Below are 17,532 nucleotides of genomic sequence, written 5' to 3'. Positions count from 1 at the left end.
TGCCGTGACGGGGATCGGCATGCTGGCCGGGGCGGCGAGCGCGATGGATCTGCTGGCGGCACGGCTGCAGATGGCGGTGTCGCTGGGCTGGCACATCGTGCTGTCGTGCATGGGTGTCGGCATGCCGGTCCTGTTGGTGTTCACCGAGTGGCGGGCGATCCGCACCGGCGACGACGACTACATGCGGCTGGCCCGCAAGTGGGCCAGGGCCGTGGGAGTGCTGTTCGCGGTCGGGGCGGTCTCGGGGACGATCCTCAGCTTCGAGCTGGGCCTGCTCTGGCCGGGTCTCATGGGGACCTACGGCCAGGTGATGGGGTTCCCCTTCGCGCTGGAGGGGATCGCCTTCTTCATCGAGGCCATCTTCATCGGTGTCTACCTTTACTCCTGGGACCGGCTACCGCCCAGGATCCACCTGCTGACCGGGATTCCCGTCATGATCGCGGGGACGGCGTCGGCGTTCTTCGTGGTCTCGGCCAACGCGTGGATGAACCAGCCGGTCGGGTTCGAGGCGCAGAACGGGAAGATCACCAGCGTGGACCCGTGGGGCGCGATGCTCAACCCGGCCACACCGCTGCAGACGACGCACATGATCGTCGCGGCGTTCATGGTCGCCGGGTTCCTCGTCGCGAGCGTCTACGCGGTGGCCATGCTGCGTGGTCGGCGCGACCGTTACCACCGGCTGGGATTCCTGGTGCCCTTCACGCTCGCCTCGATATTCACCCCGCTCCAGATCCTGGTGGGCGACCTCATCGCCAGGTTTCTGGCCACCAACCAGCCGATCAAGCTCGCCGCCGCGGAGGCTCTCTTCCAGACCCGCGCCGGTGCGCCGCTGAGCATCGGCGGTTTCGTGGTGAACGACGAGCTGCGCTACGCGCTGGAGATTCCCTACGGCCTCTCCCTGCTGGTGGGCCTCCACCCCGGCACCGTGGTCCAGGGGCTGAACATCGTTCCCCCGGCTGACCGCCCGCCGGTCAACCCTGTGCACCTGGCCTTCGACACGATGGTGGGGATCGGTTTCTTCCTGCTGCTGATGGCGGCCTGGTTCGCCCTGACCTGGTGGCGGCGGCGCGACCTGCCGCGCTCCCCGTGGTTCCTGAGGCTCGCGGCCGTCTCCGGCGTCGCCGCCGTCGTCGCGGTGGAGACGGGCTGGATCGTGACGGAGGTCGGCAGGCAGCCCTGGGTCGTGTACAACAAGCTGCGCACGGCCGACGGGGTCAATCCCGCCCCCGGGCTGTGGCTGGGCTTCCTCGCCCTCCTGCTGGTCTATCTGTTCCTCACCGTCGCCATCGGCTACGTCCTGCGGCGGCTGGCACGTGAACCCAAGGAGGTCCCGGCGGAGGAGATCCCCCGCGAAGTGCTCCTGCACGCCCCTCAGGAACGGGACTGATCCGATGGACCCGGCGCAGATCGTGTTGCTTGTGCTCTGGGTGGGGGTGACCGGCTACGCGTTGCTGGGCGGAGCCGACTTCGGCGGCGGCATCTGGGATCTGCTGGCCGGGCGCAGCAGGGCGGGCATGCCGGAGCGCAACCTCATCGAGCACTCCATCGGGCCGGTCTGGGAGGCCAACCACGTGTGGTTGATCTTCGTGCTCGTCATGTTGTGGACCGGGTTCCCACCGGTCTTCGCCGCTGTCATGTCGACCCTTTACATCCCGCTGACGCTGGTGGCGTTCGGCATCATCGCCCGGGGATCCGCCTTCGCCTTCCGTAAGGCCGCCACGGAGCTGTGGCAGAAACGCCTGTTCGGCGCCGCTTTCGCGATCGCCTCCGTGCTGACCCCCTTCTTCCTGGGCGCCGCCGCCGGAGGGGTCGCCTCGGGGCGGGTTCCGGTGGGCCTCGCGGCAGGGAACATCGTGACCGGCTGGCTGAATCCGACCTCCATGCTGGGCGGGGTTCTCGCGGTCGGCACCTGCGCCTACCTGGCCGCGACATACCTGTGCGACGACGCGGTACGGGCGGGGATGGCGCACCTGGCGGAGAGTTTCCGGACCAAGGCGCTGATCACGGGATTGTGCGTCGGAGTCGTCGCGCTCGCCGGCATCGCGGTGCTCCGCGCGGACGCGCCCCGCCTGTTCGACGGCCTCACCCACCGGGCGCTGCCCTTGGTGATCGCCAGTGCGGTGTTCGGGCTGCTCTCCCTGGTCCTGCTGTGGCGGCGGAACTTCACGCTCGTCCGGATCACCGGCGCGCTGGCCGTCACCGCGGTGCTGTGGGGCTGGCCGCTCGCGCAGTACCCCCTGATGCTCCCGCCGTCCCTCACGGTGAACGAGGCCGCGGCGCATCCGGCGGTGCTGACCGCGACGCTCATCTCGCTCGCCGTCGGGGCGCTGCTCCTGGTGCCCTCCCTGGCCCTGCTGTTCCTGCTGCAGGGGCGCTGGTCGTACCGTCCTGACGCGTCTGACTGACCGGGCCGGTACGGGGCGCCGGGACGCGGCCCCCGCAACCGGTCGAGGTCGTCGGCGGGGCCGCGGGGCATGCCCGGCCACTCCGCACCGTGCGGAGACCCATACCTGGGTCCGACCGGCCATCGGCGAAACCGGTCTCTTTTTCATTACATGATCCGATATGGCAGCGTGGACCGTTCCCAGCTGCCACTGTGGTCGAGCCGCGCCACGGCCTTCCCTTTCCTCTCTGGAGTTCCACATGCGTTTCAAGACGCCTCTGGCGATCGTGGCCACCGCGATCCTCGCGGTCGGCCTGTCCAGCGTCACCACCGCCTCGGCGGCACAGACCTCGGCCGCTGACCTCATCTACGCGTGCAAGGCCAAGAGCACCGGCTACGTGCGGCTCGTCAACGCCACCACGAAGTGCAAGCCCACCGAGGTCAAGGTGTGGTGGGCCAAGGAGTCCGCCCAGGGCCAGAGCTCGGTCGCGGGCCCCGGCCCCCAGGGACCCGCCGGGCGTGACGGCAGGAACGGTACGGACGGCAAGGACGGGGCCCCGGGCCCGGTCGGACCCCGTGGCTACACCGGCAAGACCGGCCCGCAGGGTCCCGCCGGTCCGGCCGGCCCGAAGGGCGCTCCCGGTGAGGCCGGCCCTGAGGGGCCCCAGGGCCCCGCGGGGGAGGACGGCGGCCTTCCCGCCGTCTACGCCTACCGGGTCGGCCACATCTGGACGACCTGCAAACTGCTGAGCGGGTACGCCATCGCCGCCTACGACTGCAAGATCACCAAGGAGCCGGCGAAGGAGAACCCCGCTCCCACGCCGTCGGGCACCCCGTCGCCCTCCCACACGTCGAGCCCTACCCCTCGGTAGGCCGCGTACGGCGAAGAGCCTCGCCCCTCCACCGAAAGGGGCGGGGCTCTCCGTCTTCTCTGCGCTCTTTTCCGTGCCGATGGAGAGGGATCGGCCGAACACGCGCCCGCTCCCGAGGGCGCTGTGTCAGATGCCACGGTGCATCGCCCTGGTACCCATGGCACCAGTCCCAGAGCGCGTAGATGCCGGCCTGGCCCCGTGCGTTGTCGTCGTGGTCGGGTGATTCCAACTGTGGGCGTCGCTCGACGACTTTCGGAGCCGGATGGCCCCGGGTTCATAACGATCGGCGTATCGGCGTAACCCCAGCCCGCCTGGGCGCTGATAAGACGGGCATGTACCCACCCGCATGGGTTCGCCGTCGTCGCCTCAGGTCCCCGTCGTCTCGATCAGCCGGCCCGCCCGTTCCGCTCATGGAGCCAGGTGCCACAGATAACCAGATATGTGTGTTGACACTGTAAACGCATAATACGTGTCACATTTCACGGTGATCGTGTACTTTGCTGGGGATGGCGGGGTTCTGTCGACGCACGGTGCGGGAGCCCGCCGATTGCCGCTGGGCTCCGTTCCCAGCCTGGAGCGCAGGGAGACCGACGAGTGCCTGTGAACATGGACCGGGTGGCGAACCGGTTCCGTCTTCTGGGAGCCATAGGCAAGGGAAACATGGGGGAGGTCCACCGCGCGGAGGATCTCCAGGCGGCGGACGCCGAGAACCGCGTGGTCGCGGTGAAGCTGATCCTGCGCAGCCGCTCCGGCGCGATCATCGACTCGCGAGCCGACGCCAAGGCGGTCCAGCGGTTCGACCGCGAGGTGCGCATCATGCGCAAGCTCGACCACGCGAACCTTCCGCACATCGTCGACGGCGGTGTGGACGACACCGGCCTGCCCTATCTCGCCATGGAGTTTCTGGACGGGGAGACGCTGCGGGATCTGGTGAACGAGCATCCGCAGCTGCCCATCGCCTGGGTCGCGGCGCTGGGCGCGCAGATCGCGGACGGCCTGTCCGCGGCGCACACCGCCGGTGTCATCCACCGCGACCTCAAGCCCGCCAACGTGATGCTGCTCCGTGGCGGAGTGGTCAAGGTCCTCGACTTCGGCATGGGGCGGATCCTCGACGACATCGAGAGCGGCAGGGTGACGAGCACCGGTGTCACGGTCGGCACCGCCCGCTACATGGCCCCCGAACAGTTCCTCGCCGCGACGGTGACCCAGGCGGCGGACCTGTACGCCCTCGGCTGCATGCTGTTCGAACTCCTCACCGGTGTTCCGCCGTTCCACAGCGAGTCCGCGTACGAGCTCGGCCAGAAGCACCTCACCGAACCGGCACCCCCGGTACGGCTGCTCCGCTCCGACGTCCCCGAGGAGCCGGCGAGGCTAATCGGACAGCTGCTCGCCAAGGACCCGGCCGACCGGCCCGCCGACGCCGTCGCCGTCCGAGAGGCCCTGGCGCCGTTCGCGGTGGGGGAGGTGGACGTCCCCGGCTGGCGTGAGTCCGATCCGGTGCGTCACCTCACGACCGTGCGCGCCGAGGACCGCGTCGCCCGACCGGCCGTCGAGCCGGCGGACACCCCCGAGGCCCGGCCGGCCGGGTCCGGTATGGATGTCTTCGGAGTGCACAAAAAGCTCATTGAGGACTACCGGTCGTTCACCGAGGGTGGCACGATCATCCGCGATGACCGGATCGCGGCCTTCGTCGAGGACGATTTGGACGCCAAGTCCCAGTGGCCCGACCCCTGGCTGTCACTGAACCCGTTCTTCGCCTCGGGCGGCACCGTTCTCGAACTCGCGAGCGAAGGGGTGCTGCACCCGGAGTGCGCGCGCATCTTCCAGGCGGGCAAGACCAAGGACGGTACGGTGTGCGACGGCCGTCCGCTCACGCTCCACCGCCACCAGCGCGAGGCGATCGACACCGCCCAGTCCGGTGACTCCTACGTGCTCACCACCGGCACCGGCTCGGGCAAGTCCCTCTCCTACATCGTGCCGATCGTCGACAAGGTGCTGAAGGACCGCGAGCGGGAGGGCTCCAAGGCCCGCAAGCGGGTACGCGCGATCATCGTCTATCCGATGAACGCCCTGGCCAACAGCCAGATCAAGGAGCTCGACAAGTATCTGCGCGATGGCTACGGCCTCGGCCGCGAGCCGGTCACCTACGCCCGCTACACCGGTCAGGAGAACGACGAGCGGCGCCGGGAGATCCGCGACAACCCGCCGGACATCCTGCTCACCAACTACGTGATGCTGGAGCTGATGCTCACGCGTCCTGAGGACCGGCGCTCGCTCATCAGGATGGCGAAGGGGCTGGAGTTCCTCGTCTTCGACGAGCTGCACACCTACCGAGGCCGCCAGGGCGCCGATGTGGCCCTGCTCATCCGCCGGGTACGCGAGGCCTGCCAGGCCGAGCGCCTGCAGTGCGTCGGCACCTCCGCCACCATCTCCAGCGAGGGCACCGCCGAGGACCAGCGGGCCGTCGTCGCGCACGTCGCCACCACCCTGTTCGGCACCGAGGTGAGCCCCGGGAACGTCATCGGTGAGACGCTTGTCCGCGCCACCGAGGAACCCCCCCACGCGGTGCCGGTCGAGCGGCTCCGGGCCCCGGGAGCTCCGCGCGCCTACGCCGACCTGGTGAAGGACCCTCTCGCCCGCTGGATCGAGACGCGCTTCGGTCTTGCCGCCGAGGCGACGGGGCGCCTGGTCCGGCAGAGACCCGCCAAGATCGAGGAGGCGGCCGCCGAACTCGCCACGGACAGCGGGCTGACCGAGGCCGACTGCGTGCGGGCGATCCGCCACACCCTGAAGGCCGGTTCGGAGGCCAGGAACCCGGTCACCGAGCGCCCGCTGTTCGCCTTCCGGTTGCACCAGTTCCTCTCCAAGGGCGACACCGTCTACGTCACCCTTGACGACAAGCCGGCCCGCCACCTGACGCGCGACTACCAACTGGTCCAGCCCGGCTCGGACGGCAAGATCCTGCTGCCGCTGGCCTTCTGCCGCGAGTGCGGGCAGGAGTACCTGACCGTGTGGCGTACCGAGAAGAACAACCGGGTCGTCTACGAGCCGCGCCGGGACACCTCGGCCACCGGCGGCCGTGCCGGGGACGGCTACCTCTACATCGACTCCGACCGGCCCTGGCCGCGTACGCCGGAGGAGGCCATCGCCGACCGCCGCCTGCCCGAGTCCTGGCTGGAGATCGACGAGCTGGGGCAGGAGGTCGTGCGCGCCTCCTACCGGGTGCGGCTGCCCAGCGCCATCACCGTCGACCCGTACGGGATCGAGGGCCGGGGCGAGCTGAAGGCGGCCTTCATCCCCTCGCCGTTCCTCTTCTGCCCGCACTGCGGGGTGAGTTACGAGCAGACCAGGGGCAGGGACTTCGCCAAGCTCGCGACCCTCGACCAGGAGGGCCGCTCCTCGGCGACCTCCCTGGTCTCCGCCTCCATCGTCCGCTCCCTCAAGGCGGCTCCCGCCGAGGCGCTCAAGAAAGAGGCCCGCAAGCTCCTCACCTTCGTCGACAACCGGCAGGACGCCTCCCTTCAGGCCGGTCACTTCAATGACTTCGTGCAGATCACCCAGCTGCGCAGTGCCCTGTACCAGGCGGCCGTCGAGGCGGAGAAGGCGGGTGAGGGCGGAATCAACCACGAGGAGCTCGCCTCCCGCGTCGCGGGCGCCCTGGGCCTGGAGGTCGCCGACTACGCCGGAACCGCTGACCTGCCCCCCTCGCTGGCGCGCAACGCCGCCAAGACTCTGCGGGACGTCATCGCCTTCCGCCTCTACCTGGACCTGGAGCGCGGCTGGCGCATCACCATGCCCAACCTGGAGCAGACCGGCCTGCTGGAGATCCACTACGAGGACCTCGAATGGCTCGCCGAGCAGCAGGACCGCTGGTCCAGGACGCACCTGAGGCTGCGTGAGGCCGAGCCCGGCCGGCGCGCCGAGATCATGCGCACGCTGCTCGACGAGATGCGCCGTGGCCTCGCCATCGACGTGCAGCACTTCCGCGAGGACTTCGACACCCTCCAGCGCGCCAGCGAGGAACGCCTCGTCGGCCTCTGGGCGCTCTCCGCGGGCGACCGCCCCAACGTCGGCACCGCCTACCCGCGGGGGTCCCGGCCCGGCCTGGACCGCTCGGGCCTGTTCCTGTCCGGACGTGGCAAGTTCGGCAAGTACCTGCGGCGGATGCACTTCAAGGACCTGCCGGTCGACGACGTCCAGCAGATCATCGTGGAGCTGCTGAAGGTGCTCGCCAAAGCCGGCCTGGTGAAGGAGATAGACGCCTCTCCGCAGCGTGCGGGACGTTTCCGGGGACCCGCAGGCCCGGCCATCACCGGCTACCGCATCTCGGCCGCCTCGCTCATCTGGCGTGCCGGAACGGGGGAGACCGGCACCCATGACCCGCTGACCCGCACCTACGCCAGCGGCGACGGCCCGCGCGTCAACACCTTCTTCCGCGACCTCTACCGGAACACGGCCGACACGCTCAGCGGGCTCGCCGCCCGCGAGCACACCGCCCAGGTCGCCCCCGAGGAGCGGGAGAGGCGCGAGGAGGCCTTCCGTAAGGCCGACTTGAAGCTGCTGTACTGCTCGCCGACGATGGAGCTGGGTGTCGACATCTCCGAGCTCAACGCCGTCATGATGCGCAACGTGCCGCCCACCCCGGCCAACTACGCCCAGCGCAGCGGCCGGGCCGGCCGGTCCGGGCAGCCCGCGCTCGTCACCACCTACTGCGCCACCGGCAACAGCCACGACCAGTACTACTTCCGCCGCTCCGAACGCATGGTCGCCGGAGCCGTCGCCCCGCCGCGCCTCGATCTCGCGAACAGGGACCTCGTACGCTCGCACGTCCAGGCCATCTGGCTCGCCGAGGCAGGGCTCAAGCTGGGCCGCGCCATTCCCCGGATCATCGACATCGGCTACGCCGAGGACGCCCGCCGCCCCGACCCCGCACTCGCCCTGCAAGACGACATCGTCGCGGCCCTGCACGACACCGGTGCGCAGGCTCGTGCCGTGGCGGCCGCCCGCAAGGTCTTCGGCGGGCTGCTGCCCACCTTCGCCGACACCACCTGGTGGGACGACCAGTGGATCGAGCAGGAGATCCGTACCGCACCCGAGAGGTTCGACCGGGCGTTCGACCGTTGGCGCGACCTGTTCAGGGCCGCCCTCGTCGACCAGGCCGAGCAGAACCGCCGGGTCCTGGACCATACCCTCTCCGAACGCGACCGTAAGATCGCCGTCGGTCGCCGCCGGGAGGCCGAGACCCAGCTCAACCTCCTCAAGAACGAGAGCGTGGACAGCAAGTCGGTGCTGTCCGACTTCAACCCCTACCGCTACCTGGCCAGCGAGGGCTTCCTGCCCGGTTACTCCTTCCCGCGCCTGCCGCTCGCCGCGTACATCCCCACGGCCGGGTCCCGGTTCGGCGAAGGCGACTACCTCCAGCGGCCCCGTTTCCTGGCCATCCGCGAGTTCGGGCCCGGCGCCCTCATCTACCACGAGGGCGCCCGCTACCAGGTCACCCGCATTCAGCTGCCGCCGGACGCCACCGGCGACATCGTCACCACCGATGCCCTCCGGTGCACCGGCTGCGGCTACCACCACGACACCCATGACCTCGTCGACCGCTGCGAGATGTGCGACGCGCCGCTGAGCGAGACCACGTACGGGCTGCTCCAGCTGCACACGGTCTACACCAAGCGCCGTGAGCGGATCTCCTCCGACGAGGAGGAGCGTCGTAAGGCGGGCTTCCGGCTGGTGACCTCGTACTGCTTCAACAGGCACGGCAAGCGCCCCGGCCGTCAGGACGCCCTCGTCTCCGACGCCGCCGGCAGGCTCGCCATCCTGTCGTACGGCGACTCGGCGACCGTCCGCATCACCAACACCGGCCGGGTGCGCGCCAAGCCGGACGAACCCGCCGGTTTCTGGCTCGACCCCGCCGACGGCCGATGGATGAACGAGCGCGACGCCGGTGAGGCCTCCGGCGACTCCGGTGAGATGCCCGTCATCGACGCCGAGGGCAATGAGAGGCGGCGCAGGAAGCGCGTCATCCCCTACGTCCAGGACACCCGCAACATCGTGGTGCTGAAGCTGGACGAGCCGCTGGAGAAACCGGTCGCGCTCTCGCTGATGTACGCGCTGGAACGCGGCATCGAGGCCGCCTTCGAACTGGAGGACTCCGAGCTGAGCAGCGAACTGCTGCCGCCGGACGACGGCCCCCGGGACCGGATGCTGTTCACCGAGGCGGCCGAGGGCGGTGCCGGTGTGCTGCGGCTGATGCAGTCCGAGCCCGGCGCGCTGGCCCGTGCCGCCGCCGAGGCCCTGGCCATCTGCCACTTCGCCCCCGACGGAACCGACCTGGGGGGCCCGCACCCCGACCGCCCCTGCGCCCTGGGCTGCTACGAGTGCCTGCTCACCTACGGAAACCAGCTCGACCACGCCTCCATCGACCGCCACCTGGTACGTGACCTGCTGCTGCGCCTCGCGGGCGGCCAGGCCCTGACGACCGGCCAGGGCGAGTCCCGGTCGGAGCAGCTGGCGCGCCTGACCGCGCGGTCGGACACCGCACTGGAGGCCAGGTTCGTCACCTGGCTCAAGGGGCGCGGTCTGCGCCTGCCCGACGAGGCGCAGACCCTCGTCACCGAGGCACACGCCCGTCCCGACTACGTCTACCGGCTGCCCGGCGTCAACGTCGCGGTCTTCGTCGACGGGCCCGTCCACGAGCACACCGCGGTCGCCGAGCGCGACCGCGAGGCCGAGGACCGGCTGTTCGACCAGGGCTGGGACGTGGTTCGTTTCCCCCACGACGCCGACTGGTCCGCCATCGCGGAGCGGTTCAGGCGCTACTTCGGCCCCGGCACAGGCGGCTGAACCAGAGAAGCGACAGCACCCCTACCCGAGGAAGTCACCCCCCGATGACGACCGTCTACACCGCCGGTTCCCTGGTCTCCGCCCGTGGCCGCGACTGGATCGTGCTGCCCGAGAGCGCCCCCGACATGCTCGTGCTGCGCCCGCTGGGCGGGGCGGACGACGACATCGCGGCCGTCTTCCCCGGCTTCGAGGACGTCACGAGCGCCGAGTTCGCACCCCCGTCGGCCACCGACCTCGGTAACGAACGCACCGCGGGCCTGCTCCGCTCGGCCCTGCGCATCGGCTTCCGCTCCGGTGCCGGCCCCTTCCGCTCGCTCGCCGGGATCGCCGTCGATCCCCGCGCCTACCAGCTCGTACCGCTGATGATGGCGCTGCGCCAGAAGACCGTACGGATGCTGATCTCCGACGACGTCGGTATCGGCAAGACCGTCGAGGCCGGTCTCATCGCGAGCGAGCTCCTCGCCCAGGGCGGTGCGAAGGGACTCGCCGTGCTCTGCTCGCCCGCGCTGGCCGAGCAGTGGCAGCAGGAACTGCGCACCAAGTTCGGCATCGACGCCGAACTGGTCCTCGCCTCCACGGTCTCCAGGCTGGAGCGCGGCCTGGACCTGGGCCAGTCCCTCTTCGACCGGCACCCCCACGTGGTGGTCTCCACCGACTTCATCAAGTCCACCCGGCACCGCGACGACTTCGTCCGGCACTGCCCCGACCTGGTCATCGTCGACGAGGCGCACACCTGCGTCGCCGCCGACGAGAGCGGCTCGGTGCAGAACCAGCTCCGCTACGAGCTCCTTCAGCGCATCGCCGACCCCAAGGCCGACCGTCACCTGCTGCTGGTGACGGCGACCCCGCACAGCGGTAAGGAGAGTGCGTTCCGCAACCTGCTGGGCCTGGTCCGGCCGGAGCTCGCGACGGTCGATCTCGGCTCGGAGGAGGGCCGCAAGCTGCTCGCCGCGCACTTCGTGCACCGCAAGCGGGCCGACGTCCGCCGGTTCCTCACCGTGCACGACGGCCTGGCCGACAACAGCCTGGCCGAGGAGACCACGTTCCCCTCGGACCGGTACTTCAAGGACGAGACCTACAAGCTCTCCCCGGCCTACCAGGCACTCCTCGACGACGCCGTCGGCTACGCCCGCGAGCGGGTGACCGCCGCCGGTGACCAGGGTAAACGGGAGGCCCGGATCGCCTGGTGGTCGGCGATCGCGCTGCTGCGCTCCCTGGTCTCCTCACCGCGTGCCGCCGCCCAGACGCTGCGCACCCGCTCGGCGGCGGCGAAGGCCGGCACCGCCGAGGAGGCCGACAAGCTCGGTGCCCCCCTGACCAGTGACTCCTCCGACAACGACACCCTGGAGGGTCTCGACGTCGCACCCGGCGCGGAGATCGACCAGGCGGGCGCGCGGCTCGCCGAACTGGCCGACCGGGCGGCCGAACTGGAGGGAACGGCCCAGGACCTGAAGCTGGCGGCCCTGGTCAGGCACCTCAAGGGGCTGCTGGCCGAGGGCCACCACCCGATCGTCTTCTGCCGCTACATCCCGACCGCCGAGTACGTCGCCGAGCACCTGGACGGCAAACTCGGCAAGAAGACCGTCGTCCGGGCCGTCACCGGAACGCTCTCCCCGCAGCAGCGCCTGCAGCGCATCGAGGAGCTCGCCGACGAGGCGGGCGACGAGGCCGCCGCCCGCCGCGTCCTGGTCGCCACCGACTGCCTCTCCGAGGGCGTCAACCTCCAGCATCACTTCGACGCGGTCGTCCACTACGACCTGGCGTGGAACCCCACCCGCCACGACCAGCGCGAGGGCCGGGTCGACCGCTATGGCCAGAAGCGGGACATCGTCAAGATCATCACTCTCTGGGGCAGCGACAACGGCATCGACGGCAAGGTCCTCGAAGTCCTCATCAAGAAGCACCGCCAGATCCGCAAGGACCTGGGCATCTCCGTCTCCGTCCCGGACGCGGCCTCCTCCGGGGTGACCGACGCGATCGTCGAGTGGATGCTGATGCGCGACCGGCATCGCGAGCAGGAGACCCTCTTCGGCCTGGAGGAGCTCGGCGCGATCGATGCCAGGGCCGCCGAGCTGGAGACGGAGTGGAACTCCGCCGCCGAACGGGAGAGGACCTCCCGCTCCCGCTTCGCCCAGCGTGCCATCCACCCCGAGGAGGTCGCCCGCGAGGTCGCCGCGATCCGCGACACCCTCGGGCGGTCGAACGAGGTCCGCGGCTTCGTACGGCATGCCCTGGAGGCCCTCGACGGCGTCCTGCGCGACGACGCGGGCGGCACCGGCGACTTCACCGTCGAGGTGGGCGGCACCCCCGCCGGGCTCCGCGACGCGCTGGCCCCCGTCCTCGGTGGCGACGCCGTCGAGCTGGGCCGCCCGGTCCCGTTCCGTACGACGGCGGCGGTGGCGCGCGGTGAGGTCGCCATGGTCCGCACCGACCCGGTGGTCGGCGCGCTCGCCGGGTACGTCCTCAACGCCGCCCTGGACGACAAGGCCGACGGCCCCCGCCCGGCCCGCCGCTGCGGAGTGGTCCGGACCAAGGCCGTCGGTACCCGCACCACGCTGCTCCTGGTCCGCTACCGCTTCCACCTCACCCTGCCCTCCAGATCGGGGGAGCGGGAGCTGGTCGCCGAGGACGCCCGGCTGCTCGCCTTCGAGGGTTCACCGGCGAACGCGGTGTGGCTGCCCGCCGAGGCCGCGCTGGGGCTGCTCGACGCGACCGCCGACGAGAACACCGACCCCACCTTCGGCGAGCGCACAATGAGCCGAGTGCTGGACGGTCTGCCCGCCACGAAGGCACGTCTGGAGGCGTACGGCGAGGAGCTCGCCGCCGAACTCCTCGCCTCGCACCGCCGGGTCCGCAGCGCCTCCGGCGAGATCGTCCGGGGTGTGGACGTCACCGCCCAGGAAGGTGCCGACATTCTCGGCGTCTACGTCTACCTGCCGACCTCCGGCGCCGTCGCTCCCGCAGTCACCCCCGCCGTTGTCCCCGCCGTCGCCGGAGGAGCAGCCTGATGTCCGCCACCGCCCGCAACCAGGTCTTCTCCGCCGTGCACACCATCGGCGGCCTGCTCCCCGCCGACATGCTGGTCCGCATCTCCGAGGGCAGAGACGTCAAGGGCTCGCTGCCCGCCGACTACCGCGTGATCGGCTCGCGCTCGGTGCGCGACGACGCCGAGCGCCGCTGGGACTATCTCAAGTCGATCTGGAAGGAGCTGCGCGCGAAGCTTCCCGTCGCCCCGGAGGCGGAGACCCCGGCCGACCCCACCGGCCTGGCGATCACGCAGTGGCTGGAACCGCTCTTCGCCGAACTCGGCTTCGGTGACCTGACGGCGGTCGGCGCGGCGGGCATCCCGTCCGACGACGGTGGCAAGACCTTCGCGATCAGCCACCGCTGGAGCCAGGTCCCGCTGCACCTGACCGCCTGGAACGCCGAGCTGGACCGGCGCCCCGGCGGCGCGGGCACGGTCCCGCCGCAGTCTCTCGTCCAGGAGTGCCTGAACCGTACCGAGGCGCACCTGTGGGGTGTCCTGACCAACGGCCGCCGGCTCCGCCTGCTGCGCGACTCCAGCGCGCTCGCCACCGCCTCGTACGTCGAGTTCGACCTGGAGGCGATCTTCGACGGCGAACTGTTCAGCGACTTCGTCCTGCTCTACCGGCTGTTGCACGTCTCCCGCTTCAAGGTCGAGAAGGATGTGGCGCCGTCGGCCTGCTGGCTGGAGAAATGGCGGATCGAGGCGATCGCGTCCGGCACCCGGGCGCTGGACCACCACCGCGACGGGGTCCAGAAGGCCATCACCGCGCTCGGCACCGGCTTCCTCAAGCACCCCGACAACAAGGACCTCCGCAAGGACCTGGACGTCCACGCCTTCCACGCGGCACTGCTCCGCCTCGCCTACCGGCTGATCTTCCTTTTCGTCACCGAAGACCGGGACGCGCTGCACCCGCCCACGGCGGGTGAGGAGGAGCGTCGGCGCTACGCCGCGTACTTCTCCTCCGGCCGGCTACGCCACCAGGCGAGCCGCCGCCGGGGCACCGCGCACACCGATCTCTACCAGACCCTGCGGATCGTGCTCGGGGCACTCGGCAACGAGGACGGTCACTCGAAACTGGGGCTGCCCGGCCTCGGCGGCCTCTTCGACGACACCGCCGCCGACGCCCCGCTGCACGGCCTGTCGCTCTCCAACGTCCATCTGCTGGAGGCGGTACGCCATCTCGACCGGGTCCGGGACGTGGCATCGGCCCGCTGGCGCCAGGTGGACTACCGGAACATGGGGGCGGAGGAACTCGGCTCCATCTACGAGTCGCTCCTTGAGCTCGTCCCCAAGCACAGCGCCGTCGATCGCACCTTCGAGCTGGTCAACCGCCTCGGCAACGACCGCAAGAAGACCGGCTCGTACTACACACCGGGCTCCCTGATCGAGACCCTGCTCGACTCCACGCTCGACCCGGTCATCGACGACGCGCAGAAGCGCGGTGAGCTGAAGGCGTCGGCGGCGGGCGAGCCCGACCCGGCCGAGGCCATCGTCGCCGAGCTGCTCTCGCTGACCGTCTGCGACCCGGCCTGCGGCTCCGGCCACTTCCTGGTCGCCGCCGCCCGCCGGATCGCCAAGCGCGTCGCCGCCATACGGGAGCGCAACCCCGAACCCACCCTGGACGCGGTCCGGCACGCGCTGCACGAGGTGATCGCCCGCTGCGTGTACGGGGTCGACCTCAACCCGATGGCCGTCGAGCTGGCCAAGGTGTCGCTCTGGCTGGAGGCCCTGGAGCCGGGCAAGCCGCTCGGCTTCCTGGACGCGCACATCAAGCACGGCAACGGCCTGATCGGGGCGACACCCACGCTGCTGCGTGACGGTATCCCGAACAAGGCGTTCAAGCCGGTCGAGGGCGACGACGTCAAGTACGCGGCGTCCCTGGAGAGGCAGAACGACAAGGAGCGGGCGGGACAGGGGGGCCTGTTCGACCTGAATGAGGAGACGAAGGTAGCCAACACCACCTTCGCCTCCGGCCTGCGCCGCATTGCCGACGCCGCCTCCGACACCCTCGAAGAGGTCCACCGGCAGGCCTCGGCCTACCGTGACTGGGAGACCTCCGCCGCGTACGTCAACGCCCTGCACGTGGCCGACGCCTGGTGCGCGGCGTTCATGTGGCACAAGACCAAGGACGCGCCGCCCGCCATCACCCATGACGTCTTCCGCGCCCTCCAGGACCCGGACGCTGCGGCCGCCTCGGGGGCGACCCACGACGAGATCGTACGGCTCCGCAAGCAGTACCGTTTCTTCCACTGGCACCTGGCGTTTCCTGACGTCTTCACCGTCCCGGACGGCGGCTCCGACGCGGGCGTGGACCCGGCTACCGGCTGGGCGGGCGGTTTCTCGTGTGTCCTGGGCAACCCGCCGTGGGACAAGGTCGACTTCGAGGACAAGAAGTACTTCAGCGTGGTGGAGCCGTCGATCGCTGAGATCTCAGGTACGGCGCGGCGCACGAGGATCGTCGAGTGGTCCGAGGAGAACCCGGACGCGGGTGAGCGCTATCAGGCCGAACGCCGCAAGGTGAAGTCGACATTCCACTTCACCAGCAAGTCTGGGGCGTTTCCTTTCTGTCAAAAAGGTCTCAGCGCCAAGGGGGTCAATTCCCTGTTTGTGGACCATCTCTTTGCGGAGCGCTTCTCGTTAATCGTCGCACCCGTGGGGCGCTTCGGGTGCATCACCCCGACTTCTATTGCGACGGGTGCAGGGGCGCAGTATCTGTTCGGCGACCTCACCCAGCGTGGTGTCGTCGCTTCCCTATACGACTTCGAGAACAGCAAGCCGCTGTTCGTCGGCGTGCACTCCAGCTACAAGTTCTGCCTGCTCTCGATGACCGGCCGGGATCTGCGCGAACCGGCGGCGAAGTTCGCTTTCTTCCTCGAAGATGCCCTTGAGCTCGACGACGCTGAGCGCGTATTCGCGCTCAGCCCCGAAGAGATCGCTCTCATCAGTCCAAACACGGGAAGTCTTCCCATCTTCCGAAGTCGCCATGACGCCGAACTCACCACTGCGGTCTATCGTCGTATCCCGGTTCTATGGAATGAGGCCATAGGGAACGGCAACCCTTGGGGGATGAGCTTCAAGAACCTTTTCAATAGCACTGATGACTCGGACCTCTTCCGTACCCGTGAAGTCCTAGAGGCAGAGGGGTGGAAGCGAGAAGGAAATATCTTCGTGCGGGGGAGCGAGCGGATGCTTCCGGTGTACGAGGGCAAGATGGCGCACCTTTTCGATCATCGGTGGAACCGGTACTACGGTCTCGGGGACAACGACTATGAAGCCGTCCCATCGGAAAGAAAGATCGACGCATATGAGGTAACAAATCCTCGTCGCTGGATCAAAGAAGGGGGATTCGTTTCGACCGTTCGCAAGAAGAAGGATATTAAGGTTCCGGGCGTGTCTTTCAGGCTGGAGGAAGAAGGGTGGAGTAGTGAATGGCTATGCGGTTGGCGAGACGTCGCTCGCACGACCGATGAGCGTACCGCGATCCCTGCCTTCGTTCCTCTTGCAGCAGCCGTCGAGACCTTTCCCCTTATGTTGCCGTCAACTGCTCCAACGCTTACTAGCACTCTTATCGCAGCACAGTCCTCCATAGTCTTCGATTTTGTGGCCCGTCAGAAGGCCAGCGGAGCCCACATGGGACGCAGGCTTTGGAAGCAGCTCCCTGTGCCCACTCCTGATGACATGACCCCCCACATCCCCTTCCTCACCCCTCGCGTTCTCGAACTCGTCTACACCGCTCACGACATGGGCGGGCTTGCCCGCGACCTCGGCGACTCCGGCGCTCCCTTCCGGTGGGACGAGGACCGTCGTGTCCAGCTCCGCGCCGAACTGGACGCGTACTTCTTCCACCTCTACGGCATCGACCGCCCCGACGTGGACTACATCCTGGAGACCTTCCAGACCGAGAACGGCGGCCTCAAGAACAACGAGATCGCCAAATACGGCACGTACCGCACTAAGAACCTCGTCCTCGCCCAGTACGACCGGATGGCCGCATCAGACGTAAGCCTCACCAATCCCTTAATCGACGGCGAGAACTACACCTCCACCCTCACCCCACCCCCCGGCCACGGCCCCCGTCACCCCAAACAGTCGACCACCACGACCTTCCGAGGCTCGGAGAGTGCGGTCGTGATCGGCGAAGCACCCGAAGCGGCCCCCTATATCGATCCCGAAGTATCGGAGGAGCCTCCAACCCCGGAAGTGTGTCCGGGGACCGGCCAGAAGGGGCGCCTGGAGTTCCGGGATGGATGGGAGGACTGGTACGTCCACTGCCCCGCCTGTAGATCAACGTGGGTGGGCGGTAGTTCCGTGATCGTCCCGCACGAACCCCGGGGGTGACGTCGAGCCTGGGTGCCTTGAGCCGAGGAGATCGCTGTTCCCATGCCAGGCGATGACCGTGTGAC

General features: G+C 69.3%; 6 protein-coding genes. All 6 read left to right on the top strand.

Translation table 11 applies throughout. The features are described from left to right. The first annotated feature begins 4 nt into the window (after positions 1 to 4). The 6 genes from ACQP0P_RS33010 (at position 5) to ACQP0P_RS32985 (ending at position 17,467) form a co-directional block, all read left to right on the top strand. Positions 5 to 1,387 carry a cytochrome ubiquinol oxidase subunit I gene (locus tag ACQP0P_RS33010; protein ID WP_433362349.1) on the top strand — a complete coding sequence of 461 codons (1,383 nt, stop codon included), beginning with the start codon at positions 5 to 7 and terminating at the stop codon, positions 1,385 to 1,387. Positions 1,388 to 1,391: 4 nt separating this feature from the next. After that, a complete protein-coding gene (locus ACQP0P_RS33005) occupies positions 1,392 to 2,405 on the top strand; it encodes a cytochrome d ubiquinol oxidase subunit II (RefSeq protein WP_433362346.1) in 1,014 nt (337 codons plus the stop codon). A 238-nt stretch (positions 2,406 to 2,643) separates the two neighbouring features. Beyond that, the gene (locus ACQP0P_RS33000) at positions 2,644 to 3,255 is read left to right on the top strand and encodes a hypothetical protein (RefSeq protein WP_433362343.1); all 612 of its coding nucleotides are present in this window, start codon (positions 2,644 to 2,646) and stop codon (positions 3,253 to 3,255) included. 594 nt (positions 3,256 to 3,849) lie between these two features. After that, positions 3,850 to 10,101, top strand: a complete 6,252-nt coding sequence (locus ACQP0P_RS32995; protein ID WP_433362340.1) for a protein kinase domain-containing protein — start codon at positions 3,850 to 3,852, stop codon at positions 10,099 to 10,101. 44 nt (positions 10,102 to 10,145) lie between these two features. Continuing rightward, positions 10,146 to 13,109, top strand: coding sequence for a helicase-related protein (locus tag ACQP0P_RS32990; RefSeq protein WP_433362337.1), 2,964 nt, complete (start codon positions 10,146 to 10,148; stop codon positions 13,107 to 13,109). Beyond that, entirely contained in the window at positions 13,109 to 17,467 is a 4,359-nt protein-coding gene (locus ACQP0P_RS32985) for an Eco57I restriction-modification methylase domain-containing protein (protein WP_433362334.1), read from the top strand. The genes ACQP0P_RS32990 and ACQP0P_RS32985 overlap by 1 nt, the downstream gene beginning before the upstream one ends. Positions 17,468 to 17,532 lie beyond the last annotated feature (65 nt).

Source organism: Streptosporangium sp. CA-115845, assembly GCF_050943795.1.
Lineage (GTDB): Bacteria > Actinomycetota > Actinomycetes > Streptosporangiales > Streptosporangiaceae > Streptosporangium.
Note: the sequence above shows the minus strand (reverse complement) of the source record. Positions and strands in the feature narration are given on the sequence as shown.

Excerpts from the sequence above, each read along its gene's own strand:
- ACQP0P_RS33005 (WP_433362346.1), top strand. The coding sequence starts at position 1,392 with ATGGACCCGGCGCAGATCGTGTTGCTTGTGCTCTGGGTGGGGGTGACC.
- ACQP0P_RS33000 (WP_433362343.1), top strand. The coding sequence starts at position 2,644 with ATGCGTTTCAAGACGCCTCTGGCGATCGTGGCCACCGCGATCCTCGCG.
- ACQP0P_RS32985 (WP_433362334.1), top strand. The coding sequence starts at position 13,109 with ATGTCCGCCACCGCCCGCAACCAGGTCTTCTCCGCCGTGCACACCATC.
- ACQP0P_RS32990 (WP_433362337.1), top strand. The coding sequence starts at position 10,146 with ATGACGACCGTCTACACCGCCGGTTCCCTGGTCTCCGCCCGTGGCCGC.